Consider the following 21,813-nt stretch of genomic DNA (forward strand, 5'->3'; position numbering starts at 1 on the left):
TTAACATTTGGTTAATAAAATATCGTTTTTAACATAAAATATACATCCAGTAATCGTACAATTTCACTATTTTTGAGCCACTTAAAAAACAACAACACAAATGAACACGAATTCATTTCAATTAAGACATATTGGTCCTCGTAAAAAAGACCATAAACAAATGCTTTCATCTATTGGTGTAGAGAGTTTAGATCAATTAATTTATGAAACTATTCCTGACGATATTCGTTTAAAAAACGAATTGGATTTAGCACCTGCAATGAGTGAATATGAATATTTAAATCACATTAATGAATTAGGCGCTAAAAATAAAGTGTTTAAAAGTTATATTGGTTTAGGATATCATGAAGCTATTGTTCCTAGTGTTATTCAAAGAAACATTTTAGAAAACCCAGGTTGGTATACTGCCTATACTCCTTATCAAGCCGAGATTGCTCAAGGACGTTTAGAAGCTTTATTAAATTACCAAACTATGGTTTGTGATTTAACAGGTATGGAATTAGCAAATGCTTCTTTATTAGACGAAGGAACTGCTGCTGCTGAAGCCATGGCCTTATTATTTGATGTTCGTGAACGTGCTCAGAAAAAAGCTGGGGTTAATAAGTTCTTTATTTCAGAAGAAATTTTACCACAAACATTATCTGTATTACAAACACGTGCCATCCCAATTGGAATTGAACTTGTAATTGGAAACCATGAAGAGTTTGATTTTTCAGAAGAATTCTTCGGTGCAATAGTTCAATACCCTGGAAAACATGGACAAGTTTACGACTATACATCTTTTGTTGCTAACTGTAACGACAAAAACATAAAAGTAGCAGTAGCTGCTGATATTTTATCTTTAGTAAAGTTAAAAGCTCCTGCTGAGTTTGGTGCAGATGTAGTGGTAGGAACAACACAACGTTTTGGTATTCCATTAGGTTATGGAGGTCCTCACGCTGGTTATTTTGCAACTAAAGAAGCTTATAAAAGAAGTATCCCTGGACGTATAATTGGTGTTACCAAAGATGTTAACGGTGGACGTGCTTTACGTATGGCTTTACAAACTCGTGAACAACATATTAAACGTGAAAAAGCAACATCTAACATTTGTACTGCACAGGTTTTATTAGCTGTTATGGCAGGAATGTATGCTGTTTACCATGGTAAAGATGGTTTGCAATATATTGCTGATAAAGTTCATTCAGCAACTAATACACTAGCATCTGCCTTAGAACGTTTAGGTTTCAAACAAAAAAACACTTCTTATTTCGATACAATTTTAGTAGAAGTAGAAGCTGAGAAATTACGTTCTGTTGCTGAAAAGAATGCTATTAACTTTAACTATGTAGATAACAACCACGTTTCTATTTCTGTAAACGAAACTGTTAGCTTAAAAGAAATTAATGCTATTATTGATTGCTTCGAACAAGCTTTCAATGTTCAGGATATCACCATTTCAGAATTCACTTCATTAGATGTTATTCCTGAAAACGTTCAAAGAAGCACTTCTTTCTTAGACAACGAAATATTCAACACGTATCAATCAGAAACTGAAATGATGCGTTATATTAAAAAATTAGAACGTAAAGATTTAGCTTTAAATCATTCAATGATTTCTTTAGGTTCTTGTACGATGAAGTTAAATGCAGCTTCTGAAATGCTACCTTTGAGCAATCCACAATGGGGTAATATTCACCCTTTTGTACCTCTAGAACAAGCTCAGGGATATCAAGAAGTTTTAACTAACTTAGAAAACCAATTAAATGTAATTACTGGTTTTGCTGGTACTTCATTACAACCAAATTCTGGAGCTCAAGGTGAATTTGCTGGATTAATGGTTATTCGTGCATATCATGAAGCTAATGGAGATACTAACAGAAATATCTGTTTAATTCCTGCTTCTGCACACGGAACCAACCCTGCATCTGCTGTTATGGCTGGTATGAAAGTGGTTGTTACCAAGACAGATGAAAGAGGTAATATTGATGTAGAAGACTTACGCGCTAAAGCTGAAAAACACAAAGATAATCTTGCTGCTTTAATGGTTACTTATCCATCTACTCATGGAGTATATGAAAAAGCTATTAAAGAAATTACTCAAATTATCCATGACAACGGTGGACAAGTTTATATGGACGGTGCCAATATGAATGCTCAAGTTGGACTAACTAACCCTGCTACTATTGGAGCTGATGTTTGTCACTTAAACTTACATAAAACTTTTGCTATTCCTCATGGTGGTGGTGGACCTGGTGTTGGGCCAATTTGTGTAGCTCCTCAATTAGTTCCATTTTTACCTACAAACCCTGTTATTTCAACAGGAGGAGAAAACCCTATTACAGCTATATCAGCTGCTCCTTGGGGATCTGCCTTAGCTTGTTTAATTTCTTATGGATACATTACAATGCTAGGTGCTGATGGCTTAACTAACTCTACTAAAAATGCTATTTTAAACGCCAACTACATGAAAGAGCGTTTAAGCGGTCACTTTAGTACTTTATATACTGGTGAATTAAATCGTGCTGCTCACGAAATGATTTTAGACTGTCGTGAGTTTAAACAAAATGGAATTGAAGTTGTAGACATCGCTAAGCGTTTAATGGACTATGGTTTCCATGCTCCTACTGTATCTTTCCCTGTTGCTGGAACTATTATGGTTGAGCCTACAGAAAGTGAAAGTGTTGCTGAGTTAGATCGTTTTTGCGATGCTTTAATCGCTATTCGTAAAGAAATAAGTGAAGCTACAAAAGATGACAATAACAACATTTTGAAAAACGCTCCACATACTCAGGAAATGCTAACTGCCGATGAATGGGATTTACCATATTCTCGTAAGCAAGCTGCATTCCCATTAGATTATATTGCAGACAATAAATTCTGGCCTTCAGTTCGTCGTGTTGATGATGCTTTTGGAGATAGAAACTTAATTTGTTCTTGTAATCCTATTGAAGATTATATGGAAGCGGAAGCTTAAAAACATATTTACATAAAAAAGACCTCGATTATATCGAGGTTTTTTTTATCCTTATACTATAAGTATTTTTGCTCCATATTCACACCAAATGACTATTGAAGATTTAATTGGAGATTATAATATCATAGGCAGCAACCAAGATTCTGAAGCCAATACATATAAAGGAATTCTTTCTTTGACATTAGATATCAATAAAAGAATTGTAGCTAAATGGGTTATCAATAAAGATCAAGAACAATATGGAACTGGCTTTTTTAAAGACAACATTTTAGTTATTAATTTTAATTACCTAGGTTTTGATAAAAACAAATACAAAGGTGTTGTTGTATATAAATGCCTTTCTAAAGATATACTAGATGGCTTTTGGTCTGAAAAACATGGAAACCCTCTTTATTTAGGAGGAGAACGCTGTTTTAGAATAAAAAACTCTAATGAACCTGTAAATTAAAAAGTATGAAATGTCCTTGTAGTCCTAATATTGAGTATAAATTATGTTGCGGAAGAATACACAACGATATTCATATGGCTAATACCGCAGAAGAATTAATGCGATCGAGATATAGTGCTTTCGCATTAGCCAATATTGATTATTTACAGAAAAGTCATCATAGTAAAAAACGTCCTTCTAAACGTGAGAAAAAAGAAATTTTAGCATGGGCTAAATCTGTTACTTGGGTAAAATTAGATGTTTTAGCAAGTACTGAAGGTAAACCATCTGACTCCAATGGTACTGTAGAATTTAAAGCCTTTTTTATTGAAAATGGAAACTTAGAATTTATCCATGAAAACTCTAAATTCTACAAAGAAAATAACCATTGGGTATATTTTGATGCTAATTAGTTGTTACCTTGTAAAAACTAATTCTGTTTCAGTTGACATTTCTTCTGAAAAACCATATCCCTCTACATTAAAACCTTTAAGTTCTTCCAAGTTCTTTATATCATTTTCAATAATATAACGCACCATTAAACCTCTGGCTTTTTTAGCAAATGTCATAATTGTCTTATACTGCCCGTTTTTAAAATCTTTAAAAACCGGAGTAATCATCGGTACTTTTAATGTTTTCTTTGGTAAAGCTTTAAAATACTCTGAACTTGCTAAATTAATCAACAACTCTCCTTCTTCTAGCTCTTCATTTAGAGAATTTGCTAATGTATCTCCCCAAAACTTATATAAGTTATCAGCTCTTCCTACCTTTAATTTTGTTCCCATCTCTAAGCGATAAGGTTGAATTAAATCTAATGGTTTTAATAAACCATAAAGTCCTGACAATATTCTTAATTTTTCTTGTAAGCTAGGCACCTTGTCTTCTGATAAAGAATTAACATCTATTCCTCTAAAAACTTCACCTGTAAAAGCGTATACGGCCTGCTTAGCGTTATCTATAGTAAATGGTGGTAACCACTCTTGATTTCTATCATAATTTAAACTAGCCAAATCATCAGAAATCTTCATCAATTCAGACAATTTCTTTCTTGATAATGTTTTTAACTTCTTGTTTAATTTTGCTGATTGCTCTAAAAACCTTGGTTCAGTATATAAAGTAGTGTTAGCTTTATTTTCAAAATCTAACGACTTAGCTGGAGATATAATAATTTTCATGTAACAGAATGTTTTTGTAAAAATAAAAAGCAATTTTAGAAACCTCAATTACTTTCACTAATTTATATTAATAATACTATTGAAAAAGATGATACTTATTAAATAACAAGTCCATCATAAGATAAAAACACATTATCTGGTAATTCTTTTTCTACTTCGGCATGCAAACCTAATAATTCACTAATATGTGTTAAATATGTTTTTTTAGGTTTTATTTCCTCTATAAAATTAAGAGCTTCTTCTAAATTAAAATGAGTTGCATGCAATTCTCTTCTTAACCCAGTAACAATTAAAACATCTAAATCTTTTAATTTTTCTTTCTCTTCCTCTGAAATTGTTTTAATATCAGTTACATAAGCAAGATCATTAAATCGATATCCTAAAATTGGTAAGCGACCATGCATTACTTCAATAGGAGTAACTTTTACCCCTTCTAAAAAGAAACTTTCATGATGAGAAATTGTAGTAGTTAACACTTTTGGTGCACTTGGATAACGGTTTTCTGTAGCGAAAATATAATCGTACCTCTTCCTTAACACATTGAAAACTCTTTCCGATGCATACAAAGGTACTTCTCCCATTTGAAAACAATAGGGTCTAATTTCATCTAAACCAGCAATATGATCTGCATGTTCATGTGTAAATAAAATCCCGTTAATAGACATAACTTCTTCTCTCATCATCTGTTGACGGAAGTCAGGTCCACAATCAATTACATAATTAATATTATCATCCCATGAAATTAGCACTGAAGACCTTAAACGCCTGTCTCTAGGGTCTTTTGATAAAGCTACCGGATGCTTACTTGTAAGCATAGGAACTCCAGTTGAAGTTCCTGTACCTAAAAAAGTTACTTTTAATTGCTTTTTTTTCTCCATTATTATCACAAAAATACGACAAATATTGTCTGATAATTCCGATTTTCTGTACATTTGTTTTACGTAACTAAAAATAGAAAAATGGCAATTACGCTAAAAGGAGATCAGAAGATAAATACAGTACCTACTACTAAAAGTAAAGCTCTAAAAATCAACTTAAATGCTCACATTTATGGAACATTTGCAGAAATTGGAGCTGGTCAAGAAACTGTTCGTAATTTTTTTAGAGCCGGAGGTGCTTCGGGAACTATTGCAAAAGCAATGAGTGCATATGATAAAGATTTTTCAGATGCAATTTATGGGATTGAGGAAGACAATAGATACGTAACTGAGCCTCGATTAAAGAAAATGTTAAAGCATGAAATGGATTTGATTGAAGATCGTCTTGATCGTCAAAAGCATCCAGATAAATTATTTTTTAGTTATGCTAATACCGTAGCAACTATAAACTTTACTAAAAAGTTTAAAGGTCATGGTTGGGTAGGTATTCGTTTTCAATTAGACCCATTAGAAGATTATAACGAAATTATTTTACACCTTCGTTTTAAAGAAACTGACGCTAGGCAACAACAAGAAACCTTAGGAGTCTTAGGTGTAAACTTAGTTTACGGAGCTTACTACTTAAATGATAATCCAAAAGATTTATTAAAATCTTTTTATGACAATATAGATAGCGACCGTTTAGAGATTGATATGATTAATTTCTCTGGACCTCGTTTTATGTACGTTGATAACCGTTTAATGAGTTTACAATTAGTTAAAAACGGAATGACCAACGCAGTAATGTTTGGTCCTGATGGAAACAACTTATTACCTGCTCAAGTACTTTATAAAAAGAACATTTTAGCTTTACGTGGTAGTTATCGTCCTGTTACTAAAGTAAACATGGACATGTTCGAAAGATCAAAACAATTATTCTTAGCTGAGAAAAAAGTAAATCCTGAGAAAACACAAATAATTTTCGAAATAACATTAAGTAACCTTCGTGCTGAAGGAGAAATTAATGAACGTGATTTCTTAGATAGAGCTGAATTACTTTGTGCTTTAGGTCAAAATGTAATGATTACCAACTACCAAGAATACTTTAAACTGGTAGAGTACTTTAGTGAATTTACTAAAGAAAGAATGGGACTAGCCATGGGAGTTTATAACCTTATTCAAATATTTGATGAGAAATATTATCGTGATTTAAGTGGTGGTATTTTAGAAGCTTTCGGTAAGTTATTTTACCGAGATTTAAAGGTATACATGTACCCTTATAAAGATGAAGAATCTGGTGAGTTTATTACTAGTGATAACTTGAAAGTTCATCCTAGAATGAAAGAGTTATACAAGTTCTTTAAAAACAATGGTAAGTTAAAAGACATCCAAAACTTTGATCCTGAAATCTTGCATATTTTTTCTAGAAAAGTATTGCAAATGATTAAAGAAGACGAAGATGGATGGGAAGAAATGCTTCCAGAAGGAGTATCAGAAACTATTAAAGAAAAACGTTTATTTGGTTGCTCAAGAAAGCGCAAATAAAAAAATTATAGATTCTTTTTAAACCTTTTATTATCTTTAAAGTCTAACAGCTAAACATAAATTTAGTTGACTGACGAAATTACACTTATAGAGCAGCTACAAGATCAAAAAACAAGAGAAGTAGCTTTTAAACATTTGATATCGCAATATAAAGAGCGATTGTATTGGCATATAAGAAAAATTGTAATTAGTCATGATGATGCAGATGATGTTTTACAGAATACTTTCATTAAAATTTTTAAAAGCATTAATAATTTTAAAGGAAACAGTAAACTGTATTCTTGGATGTATAGAATAGCAACCAATGAAGCTATCACATTTATCAACAAAAAAGCCAAGGAAAGAAATATTGACATCACAGATTACCAGCATCAGTTAGTTTCTAATCTAGACAGTGACAATTGGTTTTCTGGAGACGAAATTCAGTTAGTTCTCCAGAAAGCCATTGCTACACTTCCTCAAAAACAACAACTTGTTTTTAACATGAAGTATTTTGACGAAATGAAATACGATCAAATTTCTGAAGTTTTAGAAACGTCTGTAGGAGCCCTAAAAGCATCATACCATATTGCTGTAAAAAAAATAGAACAGTTTATAAAAAACTACAATTAAACCTTTTACAAAAAATAAGGTCTTAGAAGTGAGATGGATAAAGAGATAAAAAATAAAATAGATTTTATAAACCAAAAAGTTGGTAAGCAAACTGGTTTCTCTACACCTAAAAATTATTTTGATGGTATAGAAGAAGATGTATTGAATTCAATAAAGACAGAAAGCTTCTCTAAAAAGAATAGCTTTGAAGTTCCAAGGAATTATTTTGATAAAGTTGAAGATGATATATTTACTAAAATTGACAACCTAGAACCTAAGGAAACAAAAGTTATTTCTTTACATAAAAGAGTGTTACAATTAGTCCCTATTGCCGCAGCCGCTTCCGTATTACTATTCATAGGTTTAAATTACTTTAGCACTAATGGAAAAGGTGTAATTTATACGATAGACGACATTTCTGATGCAGATTTATCAGCTTGGTATGAAAATGGATATGGTGATACTAATGATGACGAATTAGCTTTAGCATTAAACACCACCGATTTAGAGAGTGATACTTTTAATGACATTAGCGATGATAATTTAGAAGAATATTTGAACGGTATAGACAGTTCAACCTACTTAAACGAATTAGAATAATATGAAAAAATTAATCTTAACACTTATAGCTTTTAGCTTCTTTGCTACAACAGCAAACGCTCAGTTTAAAAAAAGCAGTGAAAAAATTAGACTTTACAAAGTTTCTTTTCTTACTGAAAAACTAGATTTAACAGCTAGTGAAGCAGAAAAATTTTGGCCTATTTATAACAAATACGACAAGAACATGATGGAGCTTCATCGTGAAGAAAGAGTAAGTATTAGAAAAAGAATCAAGGAAAATGGTGGTATTGAAAATCTTTCTGAGAAAGAATCTAAAGAAATTCTAAAAAACATTAGAACGATTAATAGACAACGTTATGAAATCAAAGCTAAGTTTCATAATAAGATTTCAAAAATACTTCCTTATAAAAAGATTTTAGCTTTAGAAATGGCAGAACACGATTTTCATCGTAGCCTATTCAAAAAGTATAAAAGAAAAAGGGGGAGAAAATAAAAAACCGAGCATTGCTCGGTTTTTTTATTGACTACATACAAATCAAATTATTTTTTCTTAATTATTAACGTATCTAATTTAAGTTCTTTTTGAAGCCATGCTCTCAACTCTTTTTCTTTTGCATTAACAACCGAATCTTTTATTTTTTTATCCCAAGTAATTGACAACTCTGGGATAGTATCTATTTTAATAAAATCTTTAGAACTTAATATTTTTGCAAAACTGATACCTTTAATATCACTATATCTAATCTTAGCATCTTTTGCTATTGTACTAAACGGCACAGAGTTTTTATCTCTATTTAAAGCATCTTTTTCTATTCGTTGATTTAACCCAGTAATAGTTGATTTTAGCTCCTCTATTTCCTTGTGCAATCCTTTTATTACATTATCCTTTTGATCCAATTCAACAATAGCTCTATCATATGCATCTACTACCCTATCTACACTACGCGCTTTATTTTCATTAATAAGTAATTCATAAGTATCAATTCTTGGGTATGATTTCAATTCATTCCTTAAAAATGTTTTAGTTGCATCGTTAACATCTCCATTGAAAAATAAACTAATTTTTTTCTCTCCTCTATCTAACTTTTCACGTTGTAACCATAAATCTTTATTAGAATCAATTTCTTCTTTTAAAAACTTCTTATAATTTGCATTTATAATACTTTCATTATACACATTAATAAAAGTAAAAACTGCTGGTACCATTACTAACACTGCAACAAATGAAGCTAAACGTGCAATTCTTTTTCTTTCTACAGAATTCACATAACGGATCATTGTAAAACGTAACAATTTTAATACTACAAAGGTTGCCAAAGCAATAAAAATAGTATTGATTGTAAACAAATACATTGCCCCTAAAAAGTAATCGTAATTACCTATTGCTAATCCATAACCTGCAGTACACAAAGGAGGCATTAATGCTGTAGCAATTGCCACTCCAAATATTACTGATGCAATAGTTCCTTTTTTAGTACGTGCTATAATTAAAGCCAATCCTCCAAAAAAGGCTATCAGTACATCTCGTATATCTGGCTTTACCCTTCCTAAAAGCTCGGAAGTTTCTTCTTTTAAAGGAAAAATAGCAAAGAATAAAAAAGCCGTTAACAAACTTAACACAATCATTGTTGCTAAATTGATTAACGATTTCTTAAGTGTATCAATATCATTTATAGCAATAGACATTCCTACACCTAAAATAGGTCCCATTAGAGGAGATATTAACATGGCTCCAATAACTACTGCTGTTGAATTTGCATTTAAACCTATCGAAGCTATAAATATTGAACAAATTAAAATCCATGCGGTTGCTCCTTTTAAAGGAATATCACTTTTTATTGCTTCTATAGTAGCTTCTTGATCAGTATCATGACGAAAATCTAGTAACTCTTTTAAAAATATTATTGAATTTTCCCACAAGCCTTTCGCGTTCTTTTCAACAGCTTGCTTCGATTGTTCTACATTTTCATCCTGCTTCTTCTTTTCTTCCATATAAATTGATTTTTGTTAACTCGGGGAAGATACAAAATTCCAGCATTACTCAATAAAAACAAAACCTCGAAGCTTATTGTTCGAGGTTTTATTTTTACTAAAAGTTTATATCTCTTTTTTAGATTTTCAATTTATTTTTTAAATCTTTTGAAATCCCATCTTTATGTAATAAAACTGATATTGTTTTTAATTTAAAATAAGGAATTGACATGTAAACATATCCGTTATTTCCTTGATTAGTTCCCCAAGAGTTTTTTACTTTAAAATACTTATTTCCTTTTTGATCTTTAACTAAACCTACAATATGCATTAAATGATCATCAGTTGTATTAAAGTTTTCAAATTCAGCCTGACGTAAACTTGGAGTTATTTTCTTTTCTTTTACAATTTCTGTCAATCCTTTCTTTGCATCAGCACTGCTTGCTGGTATGATTGCTACCCCATTTTTTGATGAAAATGTTTTTTCAGAGACATCACAATCTAATTCAATAGTATATCCTTTTTCTACAGCATCTTCAGTAACTTTCACCAATTCATCTAAAGACACATTATAAAACATTCCGTTTGAAAAATTATCTGGAATATTTAATACAAATTTGTCATACTTTCTTGCATGTTCAAAAGATGTTAAGGTTACATAGTTTGATGGATCTATTTTCACATACTCAGCAAAACTTTTTGGTGTATATGTTTTTCCTTCAAAAGTAAACTCTTTTTTATTCTTTCCTAAATACACATCTAAAACTCCCTCTGTAGCTTTACGCCATCTTGGACTTAACTCTCTTGCAGGGTTTTTAATATAAGCATCTAACATTGCTTTTAAAACCGCTACTAGTTCTGCATGATTATGTCTGTCTTGCCCTACTTCTAATCCTGTAAAAACAGTTTCTGGAACCAATCCGTACTTTGCTACAGAATTGATAACATCATGCCCTAAACCTCCTTCACTAAATTGTGCTTTTCCTTGGCGATATAAATAATTATTTGCCTTATCCGAATACGTATTACGTACTGTATACATTTCTGATAAATCAATATCCTTACCTGTTAAACGTATAATTTCTGATTCTAAAAAAGACGTTGTAGAAAAACTCCAACAAGTACCAGTTCTACCTTGACTCTTTACTTGAGTATTCTCTATATCTTTTATTTCTTTAAATTGATATTTCTGTGCTTTAATTGAACCAATACTAAGAACTGCAAAAGCTCCAGCTACTAAGATTTTTTTCATGAGGTTATTTTTAATTTCTGAGCAATTTACATTTTTTAACTATCATTAAAAATTTCACACTCTTAAAAATCTACAATAACTCCAATTCTCGGCAAAGCTCTACCAGTATTACTTTCTACTTCTTCTAAAAGATATCTTGAACTATCATTAGGATCTATAACTCTTCCGTTTTGATCTTCTATTGGCAATAAAAAAGGACGTTGTTTAGAACTACTAGCATAAACATTCTGTATATCTAAATATAAATTTATAGCCGCTCTTTTTAAATACCAAGTCTTATCTACTCTAAAATCTAATTGCGTATATGTATCCAAACGCTCTTCATTTAATTTAGTATAATCTAAAACACCTCCATTTCTAACATCATAATTTGATATTAACGACGATGCATTTAAATCATAAGGTGTAAAAGGCTTTCCTCCTACCAATCTAAACTTAGTACCAATCTCCCAGTTTTTCTTCAGCTTTTTTCCTGCTGTAATAGTAATAAGATGTCTATTATCCCAAGTAGATGGTATGTATTGTCCTAACGCATTTTTAAATTCACTCCTTACAAATGTATAAGATGCAATTCCATACAAACCATCATACGATTTTTTCTGAGCTAAAAATTCAAAACCATAAGATCTTCCTTGCGAATTAGAAACCACCTCTTCATTCCCAACAACACCAAAATCATCTCCTAAATTTGCTAAACTTATTTGATCCCTTACCGAAAATGGATAATTATCATAAGACTTATGAAACGCTTCAAAAGTAACTTTAGAACTCGTATTTGGTCTATACAACAAACCTGCTACTATATGATCTGATTGTATATATTTTAACCCTTTTTTATTTACAAACTCACCTGCATTATTCTTAAACCCTAAAACTGTATAAGATGGCAATTGATAATATCGTCCGATAGATCCATTTACTGACCATTTATCTGTTAACAAATAATTCAAAGATAGTCTAGGTGAAAATTGGTTAAATACATTCCTCATTTCACTATTATAATCAACACCATCCAATCTAAAACCAAAAGAAATCCCTAATTTATTATTTAAATATTCCTTTGAAATCTGACCGAAAATACCATATCTAATAAAGTCTATTTCTGAATTAAAAACATCTTCAAAAACTCCTTGACTATTTGCTACTTTCCTATATGTATCATTCAAATACGTTGCTGTTTCAAGATTTGAACCTATATTTATTTTATAGTTGTTTTTAGTATCTAAATTCAACTCATACCTAAACTTTGTTTCTGTTTCTTTTGAGCTATAATTCAATAATAAATTTGGAGCTATCTCTTCATTCATAAAATATTTTATAGCCTTATTCTTAAGTTCATTTCTACTTAAAACCACTAAATGTGTAGTTTCTTCAGCAAAATATTTATAACTAGCCCCAACAGTATAATTCCATTGACTATTTACTGGTACTGTATTTAATATTACTTTATTTCGTTTTATCGTTTCCTCATCAGTTTCTCCATCATTTACCGTTTCATTTAACTCAAAATCATCTATAGCTCCTAATGCTATAATTGACAACTCGCTATTTTTAGATAATTCAGATTTTACATTTAACTGAAAGTCATTATACGTTGGTAAAAAAGGTAGTTTTATCAGTTTGAATAAAAACTGAAGATATGATTGACGCACAGATAGCATAAAAGTGGTTTTATCACCAATAGGACCATCTAATGTAATACCTGCATCTGAAGTTCCTAAGGTAGCTCTTGTATTCAACGATTTGTTATTCCCTACTTTCTGGGTAAACTCTATAACCGAACTTAATGTATTACCTCTATTTGCAGGAAAAGCACTAGAATAAAAATCTACTTTCCTAATTAAATCTGCATTCATTATCCCAACAGGACCTCCTGTAGCTCCTTGTGTTTGAAAGTGATTTATTACAGGTACTTCAATACCATCTAAATAAAATTTATTTTCAGATGTTGCTCCTCCTCTAATAATAATATCGTTTCTAAAACCTGGATTTGAAGCCACCCCTGGAAAAGATTGAATTACTTTTAAAACATCTCTATTTCCTCCAGGGTTTTTCTCTATTTCTGCAACACCTAATGTTTGTAATGACAAAGGGCTCTCTATTGATTTTTTAAATAAGTTTGCTTTAATCTCAACTTCTTTTAATGTTGTTAAGTTTTCTTTCAGTACTACTGTTATATAAGGTGAATTGTCTTTAGTAACTAAATATTCATCTGTAATTAACGATTGGTAACCTACAAATGAAACTTGTAGCTTGTTGTAACCTAAAGGAACATTAGTTATTCTAAAATTACCTTCATCATCAGAAACAGCACCTATTGATGTACCATAAACCAATACATTTACATAAGGAATTGTTTCTCTTGTTTTAGAATCAATTATTTTTCCTGAAATTTCTCCTAGATTTTGACCTACGGTTAAAAATGTTTGAAATATCAACCACAACACAAGTATACGTTTCATATATCAGAAATTTAAAGCTACGCTAAAATACAATTTGTTCAACAAATAATCAAAAAAGTTAAACAAACTATTTTAAAACACAAAAAAACCTCAGCTTTAACTGAGGTTAGTGGGGAGAGCAGGATTCGAACCTGCGAAGTCGTAAGACAACGGAGTTACAGTCCGTCCCATTTGGCCGCTCTGGAATCTCCCCAGAGCTTTTCAAATTTATCTAATCTGATAAACTCTTAAAAACTTGTGACCGGGCTGGGGCTCGAACCCAGGACCCTCTCCTTAAAAGGGAGATGCTCTACCAACTGAGCTACCCGGTCATTGTTTTTTTCGCGTTAGCGGGTGCAAATATAGAAGGTATTTTTAATTCTACAAACTTTTTTTTGACTTTATTTTCAAAAAAAATGCACTTATTTTTTTACCTCTTAATACACAGAAAGTTACCTAAACATCATTTAAATATGCTTTTCTAACTTTTTTAAATAAATTAGATGAATATACAAAATTAACGATTGCTTCATTGTCTGTTTTAAAGATTTCTTTGTGCGAACCTTCCCATGCTTTTACTCCATTTTTAAGAAATACTATCTTATCTCCTATTTCCATAACAGAATTCATGTCGTGTGTATTAATAACAGTTGTTATTTTATACTCATCAGTAATTTCTTGAATTAAATTATCAATAACAATAGATGTTTGTGGATCTAGTCCTGAATTTGGTTCATCACAAAACAGGTATCTTGGATTCATTACAATTGCTCTTGCAATTGCTACACGCTTTTGCATCCCTCCTGATAATTCTGCTGGAAATTTTTTATTTGAGTTCTCTAAGTTCACTCTCTTTAAAACAAAGTTTACTCTATCCAACATTTCACTCTCAGGCTGCTTTGTAAACATTTTCAAGGGAAACATCACATTCTCTTCAACTGTTTGAGAATCGAATAAAGCACTTCCTTGAAAAACCATTCCTAGCTCTTTTCTGAAGCTTCTTTTATCTTCTATAGTCATTTCAGTATTTACACGACCATCATAGATTATAGTTCCTTTTTCTGGTGTATGTAAACCTATTAATGATTTTAAAAAAACGGTTTTTCCTGAACCACTTTGCCCTATGATTAAACTTGTTTCTCCTGGTTTAAACGAAGTTGTAATTCCTTTTAAAATCTCAACTCCATTAAATCCTTTATGTAATTTATTTACTTCTATCATTAGGTTAATAACATTTGGGTTAAGAAATAATTAGCGATAACGATTATTACAGTCGTCCAAACTACCGATTGTGTACTTGCTTTACCAACTTCTAAAGAACCTCCTTTTACATAATAACCATGATAAGAAGGTACTGTAGCTATCAAAAATGCAAAAACTAAAGTTTTAATAATTGCATAAGTAAGTAAAAAAGGGTTAAACTCCATTTGAACCCCAGTAATATAATCTACTCCTGAAAACAATCCTGAAAGCACTCCAGCTACCCATCCACCAAAAATCCCTAAGAACATGGCTAATACAATTAAGAATGGATAGAAGAATATAGTAGCTATAATTTTAGGTAACACTAAATAGTTTAACGAATTTATCCCCATTACTTCTAAAGCATCTATTTGTTCAGTTACACGCATTGTTCCTATACTTGAAGTAATATAAGACCCTACTTTTCCTGCTAAAATAATTGAACAAAATGTAGGAGCAAATTCTAAAATTACGGAACGTTTTGCTGCAAAACCAATTAATGATTTTGGAATAAATGGACTCTCCAAGTTTAATGCTGTTTGTAAAGCAATAACTCCTCCAATAAAAAAAGATATAAAAGCTATAATCCCTAACGACTTATGTCCCAGTTCTTCAATTTCTCTAAATAAAGCTTCTCGAAAAACCCTAGCTCTTTGTGGTTTTGTAAAAACTTGTTTTAGCATTAGAAAATACTTCCCAATATGCTCAATATAATTCATTAAACTATTCTATTTTTCTTTACTGCTAAAGTATTAAAAAACCATTAACTCTTCACGTTATTTATGAGTTTTAGCACTCTTTTTACTTACCTTTGATTCTAAATTTTTAAAATTAATCATGAAAAAAATAATATGTTTAGCTGCTTTAGCCGCAACTTGTTTAATTGGTTGTGTCATAGCCCCTAAAAAAAGCACTCATAAACCTAAACTAGTTGTTGGTGTAGTAATTGACCAAATGCGTTATGATTATTTAACTCGTTTTGCTTCAAAATATGGAGAAGATGGATTTAAACGTTTATTAGAAGATGGGTTTTCTCTGGAAAATGCTCACTATAATTATATACCAACCTATACTGCTGTTGGTCATGCTTCAATTTATACAGGAACAACTCCTACGAACCATGCTATAATTAGTAACACTTGGTACGACAAATACAGTAAAGAGATGGTGTATTGTGTAGATGATAGTAATTATAATACTGTAGGTTATGATGGTGATGGAGGAAAGAAATCTCCTAATAGAATGCTAACGACTACAATAACAGATCAATTAAAGTTAGCACAAAATATGAATGGTAAGACTATTGGAGTTGCTATCAAGGATCGTTCAGCAATTTTACCCGCTGGTCATGCTGCTGACGGTGCTTATTGGTTTTATGGTCGTGATATAGGTAAATGGATTACCTCATCTTATTACATGAACAACCTTCCTAATTGGGTACAAGAATTTAACAATTCTAAGATAGTAGATGAATACTTGAAACAACCATGGGAAACCTTATATGATATCAACACTTATACTGAAAGTATTACTGATGATAATAATTTTGAAAAACCTTTTAAAGGAGAAGAAAAACCTATTTTCCCTCATGACATACCTAATTTAAAAAGTGAAAACAAAAACTATAGTATCATAAAAGCAACACCAGCTGGTAATACTTTGACTACCGATTTTGCTAAAGCTGCTATTATTGGAGAAAACTTAGGTAAATCTGAATTTATTGACTTTTTAGCTATCAGCTATTCTTCTACTGATTATGTTGGACATCAATTTGGAGTTGCTTCCAAAGAAGTTGAAGACACTTATTTACGATTAGACAAAGATTTAGCTGATTTATTCCAGTTTTTAGATACAGAAATCGGTGAGGACAATTACACTTTATTCTTAACAGCTGATCATGCTGCTGTTCAAGTTCCAGCTTATCTTAAATCTGTTAAAATCCCTGCTGATTATTTTAGTTATACAGAATTTAAAACTTATGTAAATGATATTACTAAAAAGTATTTTAATTCAGATGCATTAGTTGAGAGTATTTCTAATTTTCAAATCTTCTTAAATAAAGAGAAAATTGAAGAGTTAAAATTAGATGTACATACTGTTGCTCAAAAAATAGCTGACGAAGCAATCAATTATAAAAACATCTATAAATCTGTAACCGCAAAAACATTACAAACTACTACTTTTACCAATGGTATTTTAAACTCATTACAGAACGGTTACAATCAGAAATTTTCTGGTGATATTCTATTAATTCCAAATCCATCTACACTTAGTGCTTATTATAAAAATGGAGGTACCTCACATGGTTCTGGATATTCTTATGATACTCACATCCCTATGATTTTCTACGGAAATGGTATTAATCAAGGTTCATCAAAGAAAAAATATGAAATAATTGATATTGCACCTACAATCTCTAATTTATTACAAATTGAATTCCCTAATGGAACCACTGGAAAGATTATAGAAGAAGTATTAGAATAAAAAAAAGCGCTCAATGAGCGCTTTTTTCTTTTCAAATAATGTACAGAATATTCTATTTTCTTTTACAATATACTTTACACGTTTTATATTTATATGCATTTGAAATATAACTCTTCATTATAAAAGCTGTAAGTAGTGTAAAAAAAATGTAAATCATATTTTTATATTTTTGGTTTCTAACTATTTAGACACATCAATTTTAAAAAAGTCACATTTTTTATTTTGGATTATTTAATATAACCAAAGCACCAATAACTCCTGGTACCCAACCACAAAGGGTTAATAAAAAAACAATTACTACAGATCCACATCCTTTACCTAAAACGGATAATGGTGGAAAAAAAATTGCTAGTAAAACTCTTAATAAACTCATAGTATTTTTTTGATTAATATACTATAAAGACGAATATTCCTTTATTTTGTTACAGTTTACAGCAACAAAAGGCCATTTTGAAAAGAAAAAAGCATTGATTATATAACGATAATCAATGCTTTTCGATTTTAAAAACAATTCAATTAATGCAATGCAAAAATGAAAACTGTTTAGAAAGTTACTTCTAAACAGTTTATTTTATAAGCTATTTCTTTATAAATCGGATACTCTTTACATCTGTATCCTTTTCAATTACAATTGTATAAATAGCCGATTTTAAACCACTAACATCAATATTATTAGTAGTAACACCTTTCTTAATTCTTTGACCTAATGTGTTATAAATAGTATAATTTACTTTTTCATAACCAATTGGCTTCACTAAATTTATTTGGTTTCCAACTGGATTCGGATAGATTGCAAACTCAAGAATATCTCCTCTTGTAGTAATTGCTGAGTTTGAACCAGTAACCTGAAAGTTATCAATAGCAATATCTGCTTGCCATGTATTTCCTGTTACACGGTTAAAACGTAATTTAATACCTTTTCCTACATAATCATTTAAGCTTACTGTAGCTGTTAACCAAGAGTTTCCTTTATTTCCTGATTGATTCCAGATTGAAGTCCAATTAGCTCCATCATCCTCACTAACTTCTAAGTCGATAGTTCCCATATTGGTAGCTCCATACATGTGATATTTGAACGAAATTGAAGCAGAACTTAATCCTGATAAATCATAACATGGTGAATTTATAATTGCTCTTTTATTTGGATATCCTGTATTCCTCACAGATGCTTCTACATAAATATAGTGTGAACCATTATTTGCTGATGAAGGACCTGTTCCACTTGATGGTGTACTTCCAGTTCTTCTTGTCCAATTGATATCATCGGCACTAGATTGTGTCCATGAACCAAAAGATGAATCAAAAGATTGTGCATATGGATAACTATCTATTCCTCCTGTACAACCAGCTGTAACTGCATTTACGTTAACAGTTCTAGTTACTGCTGTTGCTGCATTACCTGCTGCATCAGACACATTATAAGTTAATGTATAAGTTCCTTGTGTATTTGCATCTACAGAACCAGTTACTACAATATTAGCAGTAATATTTCCATCGACATTATCACTTGCAGTTGCTCCAGCATCTGTATACGAATCTCCAACATTTATATTTTCAACACTATTTCCTAACAGGGTTATTACTGGCGCTACTGTATCTGCTCCAGCACCTACTATTGTAACTGTATAATCTTCTACCTCTCCATAAGTAAATTCACCACATGGACTAGGTACTGCATTATAACGTAAAATTACTCTCATCCTAGTGTCTCCTGTAACTGCTGATGCAGGTACTGTGAAACTTCCTGATACCGGTGTATCTGTTGAAGGAGATTTACTCCAAACCAACTCTCCAGCATCTGTGAACACTCCATTTTTATTATAATCAATCCAAACTCCATAACCTTCACTATAAGTTGTTCCTGTCCAAGTTGGAGTAATGGTAATTGTTTCTGAAGCTCCTTTAGTTATAGTAGTTGAAATATTTGTAAAATCTGAATAGAATTGACCTGTTGAAGTATTATCTATTGTATTTAGTTTTACATTAGAAATATATTCATCATTTACATTTGTACTTTTAGCTGTACAATATGTTAATTGAACATCTGTTGTTGTAAAATTAGCTGTTGCACTAAAACTAGATGAAGTACCATCTGTACAAACACTCTTAACTCTAACTTCATAAGCTGTATTTGCATCTAAACCAGATAACGTAGTAGTGGTTCCTGATGTATTATTTGAAGTCCAAGAAGCATCTGATGCTTTTTTATACTCAACAGTATAAGTTGCTCCTGATACTGTATTCCAAGAAACTGTAGCTGCTGAATCTGTAACTCCACTTACACTAACTCCAGTTGGAACTGATGCTGTACATGGTAACGGATTTGAAATAGTAAAGTTTGTATTTGAAATATCGAAGAAGATATGATTAGTTCCTCTAACCATTATTCTATTTTGATTTCCTACTGAGTTTGGCACCGTAATATCATGAGATCCATCATTAGGAACTCCACTAGCTAATACTACTGGGTAAGTATCTCCACCATCTGTAGACATTAAAATATCAACATTTGCAGCATTTACTCCATTACTTGTTGTACCTGCCACATTCCAAGTAACAGTTTCAGTTGCTCCTGCTGTTAAAGTAACTGCTGTATTTGGTGAATTTACTACAAAAGGCCCTGCTGTTCCATTTACAGTAACCACCATATCATCACTATTATTGGTTCCTCCTCCTGCTCTGTTATCTCTTACTGTTAACCTAAAGTTTAAACTTCTAGCAACATTTGGAACTGCTTCCCATTGCCAAGAAGTATTTCCTGCTTTTACTGTTTCTAATCTTGGGAAATACCTTGACGCATTTGTAGTTGGAGAATAAGACCTAAAAGCAACTCCTGCTGTAGCTGTTGCACTAGGGTACGTTGTAGCTGCATTGTTTTCATCCATTTGTTCCCAACAATATGAAAGCACATCAGACGCGTCTGCATCGGTAGCAGATCCTGTTAATACAAATGCTGTTCCTTTTGGGATTGTATAATCACTACCAGCATTTACTGTTGGTACATTATTTCCTGTTGAAGTATTTGTTTGACATGAAGTTGATTTAATATAATTAGTAATTTGCTGAATATTTATTGCATGAAAATATGGATCACTATTAGGTTGCACATCTGTTGCTCCAGTTATACCTGCATATCCCATTATGGTAGTACCACTTCCCGGTTCCATATGTACATTGGTTCCTTCATTTCTTATTGTAAAGGTATGATTACCTCCAAATTGATGTCCAATTTCATGAGCTACGAAATCTACATCAAAAGGATCTCCTTCTGGAGTAGTACGTGAAGTAAATGCACTACCTTTACTTCCATCTACACAAACACATCCAATACAACCTGCGTTTCCATTATTTGATGCTTTTGCAAATAAATGCCCTATATCATAATTCGCTTCACCAATAACACTAGTTAAAGTTGATTGCACTTGTGAATTAAAGCTTCCATTTGAATAAGGGTCTGTTGATGCATTCGTATAAATTACATCTTCATTATTCGCAATAATAATCATAGTTACATTAAAATCCGTTTCATAGATTCCATTAACCCTAGTCATTGTTGTATTCATTGCTGCCAATGCTTGAGCTTTGGTACCACCATGATGCGCTGTATACTCACCTGTTGCAGAAATAGCAATACGATACGTTCTTAAGGTTCCATCATCTGCGTTTTTATGCTGAAAAGAACTCCCTGTGCTTTTGTTTCTGTTATTTGGGTCTACATCACATTTGAATCCATTTACATCTCTAGGCTTATCAGATTTTTTATAGATAGTATATCTTTTTAAATCTGCCGAATAAGGCTCAATAAATACTGTAGGTTTATCAATTCCTAAACGCATACTTTGTAAACCTTTTGCGTTTGAAAGACTAAAACGAATCCTATCTGAAGGATCATCAACACCTACACCCATGTAAGATTTAATGTCTGGATACTTTTGTGATAAGGCTGGATGCAAAACCGAAGCTTCTGAAACTCGGTACTTTTCTAGCTTTCCATCAGCATTTGGAAAAGCTATAATTACACTAGATTGTTTACCTGACTTTCTCTGAGGTGCATTTACTAAAGCTTGTTTAAACGCATCTAAATCTAGTTGATAAATCTCTTTATCAGGCAATCTTTTTTCTAGTGCAGAAACACTAGCTCTTACTTTTTCATTTGCTTGTTTTTTCCATAATTCGCTGTTTTGAGAAAATAAAACAGACGTAGCCAAGGACATGGCTAAAAATAGCTTGTTTTTCATAATCTGGGGGACTTAAAATTTATTTCGTTAAAGATATAAAAAAACTTCACAAAAAAAAGTAACAAGCTAAAAA

At 31.5% G+C, this 21,813-nt stretch carries 17 protein-coding genes and 2 tRNA genes; 8 read left to right on the top strand and 11 right to left on the bottom strand.

All coding sequences use genetic code 11. The annotated features are described in order from the left end of the window. Positions 1–100 precede the first annotated feature (100 nt). The 3 genes from gcvP to MHN29_RS11230 all read left to right on the top strand — a co-directional run bounded on the left by gcvP (position 101) and on the right by MHN29_RS11230 (position 3,796). Entirely contained in the window at positions 101–2,956 is a 2,856-nt protein-coding gene (gene gcvP, locus MHN29_RS11220; RefSeq protein WP_235275759.1) for an aminomethyl-transferring glycine dehydrogenase, read from the top strand. A gap of 88 nt (positions 2,957–3,044) precedes the next feature. Continuing rightward, positions 3,045–3,404, top strand: coding sequence for a hypothetical protein (locus MHN29_RS11225; RefSeq protein WP_235275760.1), 360 nt, complete (start codon positions 3,045–3,047; stop codon positions 3,402–3,404). Positions 3,405–3,409: 5 nt separating this feature from the next. Next, positions 3,410–3,796: a YchJ family protein gene (locus MHN29_RS11230; protein ID WP_235275761.1), complete on the top strand. Its 387-nt coding sequence runs from the start codon at positions 3,410–3,412 to the stop codon at positions 3,794–3,796. Positions 3,797–3,799: 3 nt separating this feature from the next. Here MHN29_RS11230 and yaaA read toward each other — a convergent pair whose 3' ends face one another. Together yaaA and MHN29_RS11240 are read right to left on the bottom strand one after the other, a co-directional pair. After that, positions 3,800–4,558 (bottom strand): peroxide stress protein YaaA, encoded by a 759-nt coding sequence (gene yaaA / locus MHN29_RS11235; protein WP_150900679.1) that lies wholly within the window; start codon positions 4,556–4,558, stop codon positions 3,800–3,802. Between the two features lie 98 nt (positions 4,559–4,656). Then, positions 4,657–5,490 carry an MBL fold metallo-hydrolase gene (locus tag MHN29_RS11240; RefSeq protein ID WP_235275762.1) on the bottom strand — a complete coding sequence of 278 codons (834 nt, stop codon included), beginning with the start codon at positions 5,488–5,490 and terminating at the stop codon, positions 4,657–4,659. Between the two features lie 27 nt (positions 5,491–5,517). Here MHN29_RS11240 and MHN29_RS11245 point away from each other — a divergent pair, with 27 nt between their 5' ends. The 4 genes from MHN29_RS11245 to MHN29_RS11260 all read left to right on the top strand — a co-directional run bounded on the left by MHN29_RS11245 (position 5,518) and on the right by MHN29_RS11260 (position 8,605). Next, positions 5,518–6,960 (top strand): TonB-dependent receptor, encoded by a 1,443-nt coding sequence (locus MHN29_RS11245; RefSeq protein ID WP_150900678.1) that lies wholly within the window; start codon positions 5,518–5,520, stop codon positions 6,958–6,960. A gap of 66 nt (positions 6,961–7,026) precedes the next feature. Beyond that, positions 7,027–7,572: an RNA polymerase sigma factor gene (locus MHN29_RS11250; RefSeq protein WP_235275763.1), complete on the top strand. Its 546-nt coding sequence runs from the start codon at positions 7,027–7,029 to the stop codon at positions 7,570–7,572. A gap of 33 nt (positions 7,573–7,605) precedes the next feature. After that, a complete protein-coding gene (locus MHN29_RS11255) occupies positions 7,606–8,151 on the top strand; it encodes a hypothetical protein (protein ID WP_235275764.1) in 546 nt (181 codons plus the stop codon). A 1-nt stretch (position 8,152) separates the two neighbouring features. Continuing rightward, complete coding sequence (locus MHN29_RS11260) at positions 8,153–8,605, top strand: Spy/CpxP family protein refolding chaperone (RefSeq protein ID WP_235275765.1); 453 nt, start codon at positions 8,153–8,155, stop codon at positions 8,603–8,605. Between the two features lie 47 nt (positions 8,606–8,652). Here MHN29_RS11260 and MHN29_RS11265 read toward each other — a convergent pair whose 3' ends face one another. The 7 genes from MHN29_RS11265 to MHN29_RS11295 form a co-directional block, all read right to left on the bottom strand. Next, positions 8,653–10,104 (bottom strand): DUF389 domain-containing protein, encoded by a 1,452-nt coding sequence (locus MHN29_RS11265; protein WP_235275766.1) that lies wholly within the window; start codon positions 10,102–10,104, stop codon positions 8,653–8,655. Positions 10,105–10,222: 118 nt separating this feature from the next. Further along, positions 10,223–11,335: an aminopeptidase C gene (locus MHN29_RS11270; protein WP_235275767.1), complete on the bottom strand. Its 1,113-nt coding sequence runs from the start codon at positions 11,333–11,335 to the stop codon at positions 10,223–10,225. Positions 11,336–11,397: 62 nt separating this feature from the next. Next, a complete protein-coding gene (locus MHN29_RS11275) occupies positions 11,398–13,797 on the bottom strand; it encodes a TonB-dependent receptor (protein WP_235275768.1) in 2,400 nt (799 codons plus the stop codon). A gap of 110 nt (positions 13,798–13,907) precedes the next feature. Then, positions 13,908–13,990 (bottom strand) — tRNA-Tyr (locus tag MHN29_RS11280). 45 nt (positions 13,991–14,035) lie between these two features. Next, positions 14,036–14,108 (bottom strand) — tRNA-Lys (locus tag MHN29_RS11285). Between the two features lie 124 nt (positions 14,109–14,232). Beyond that, positions 14,233–14,997, bottom strand: coding sequence for an ABC transporter ATP-binding protein (locus MHN29_RS11290; protein ID WP_235275769.1), 765 nt, complete (start codon positions 14,995–14,997; stop codon positions 14,233–14,235). After that, positions 14,997–15,737, bottom strand: a complete 741-nt coding sequence (locus MHN29_RS11295; RefSeq protein ID WP_235275770.1) for an ABC transporter permease — start codon at positions 15,735–15,737, stop codon at positions 14,997–14,999. The genes MHN29_RS11290 and MHN29_RS11295 overlap by 1 nt, the downstream gene beginning before the upstream one ends. A gap of 118 nt (positions 15,738–15,855) precedes the next feature. Here MHN29_RS11295 and pafA point away from each other — a divergent pair, with 118 nt between their 5' ends. Next, positions 15,856–17,502 (top strand): alkaline phosphatase PafA, encoded by a 1,647-nt coding sequence (gene pafA / locus MHN29_RS11300; protein WP_235275771.1) that lies wholly within the window; start codon positions 15,856–15,858, stop codon positions 17,500–17,502. A gap of 217 nt (positions 17,503–17,719) precedes the next feature. Here the strand turns inward: pafA and MHN29_RS11305 are convergent, their stop codons facing one another. After that, a complete protein-coding gene (locus MHN29_RS11305) occupies positions 17,720–17,875 on the bottom strand; it encodes a YqaE/Pmp3 family membrane protein (protein ID WP_150900668.1) in 156 nt (51 codons plus the stop codon). 205 nt (positions 17,876–18,080) lie between these two features. Beyond that, on the bottom strand, positions 18,081–21,740 hold the full coding sequence (locus MHN29_RS11310; RefSeq protein ID WP_235275772.1) for a reprolysin-like metallopeptidase: 3,660 nt from the start codon (positions 21,738–21,740) through the stop codon (positions 18,081–18,083). Between the last annotated feature and the right edge of the window lie 73 nt (positions 21,741–21,813).

It is taken from the genome of Tenacibaculum sp. Cn5-46 (assembly GCF_022347705.1).
In the GTDB taxonomy this organism is placed as follows: domain Bacteria; phylum Bacteroidota; class Bacteroidia; order Flavobacteriales; family Flavobacteriaceae; genus Polaribacter; species Polaribacter aiptasiae.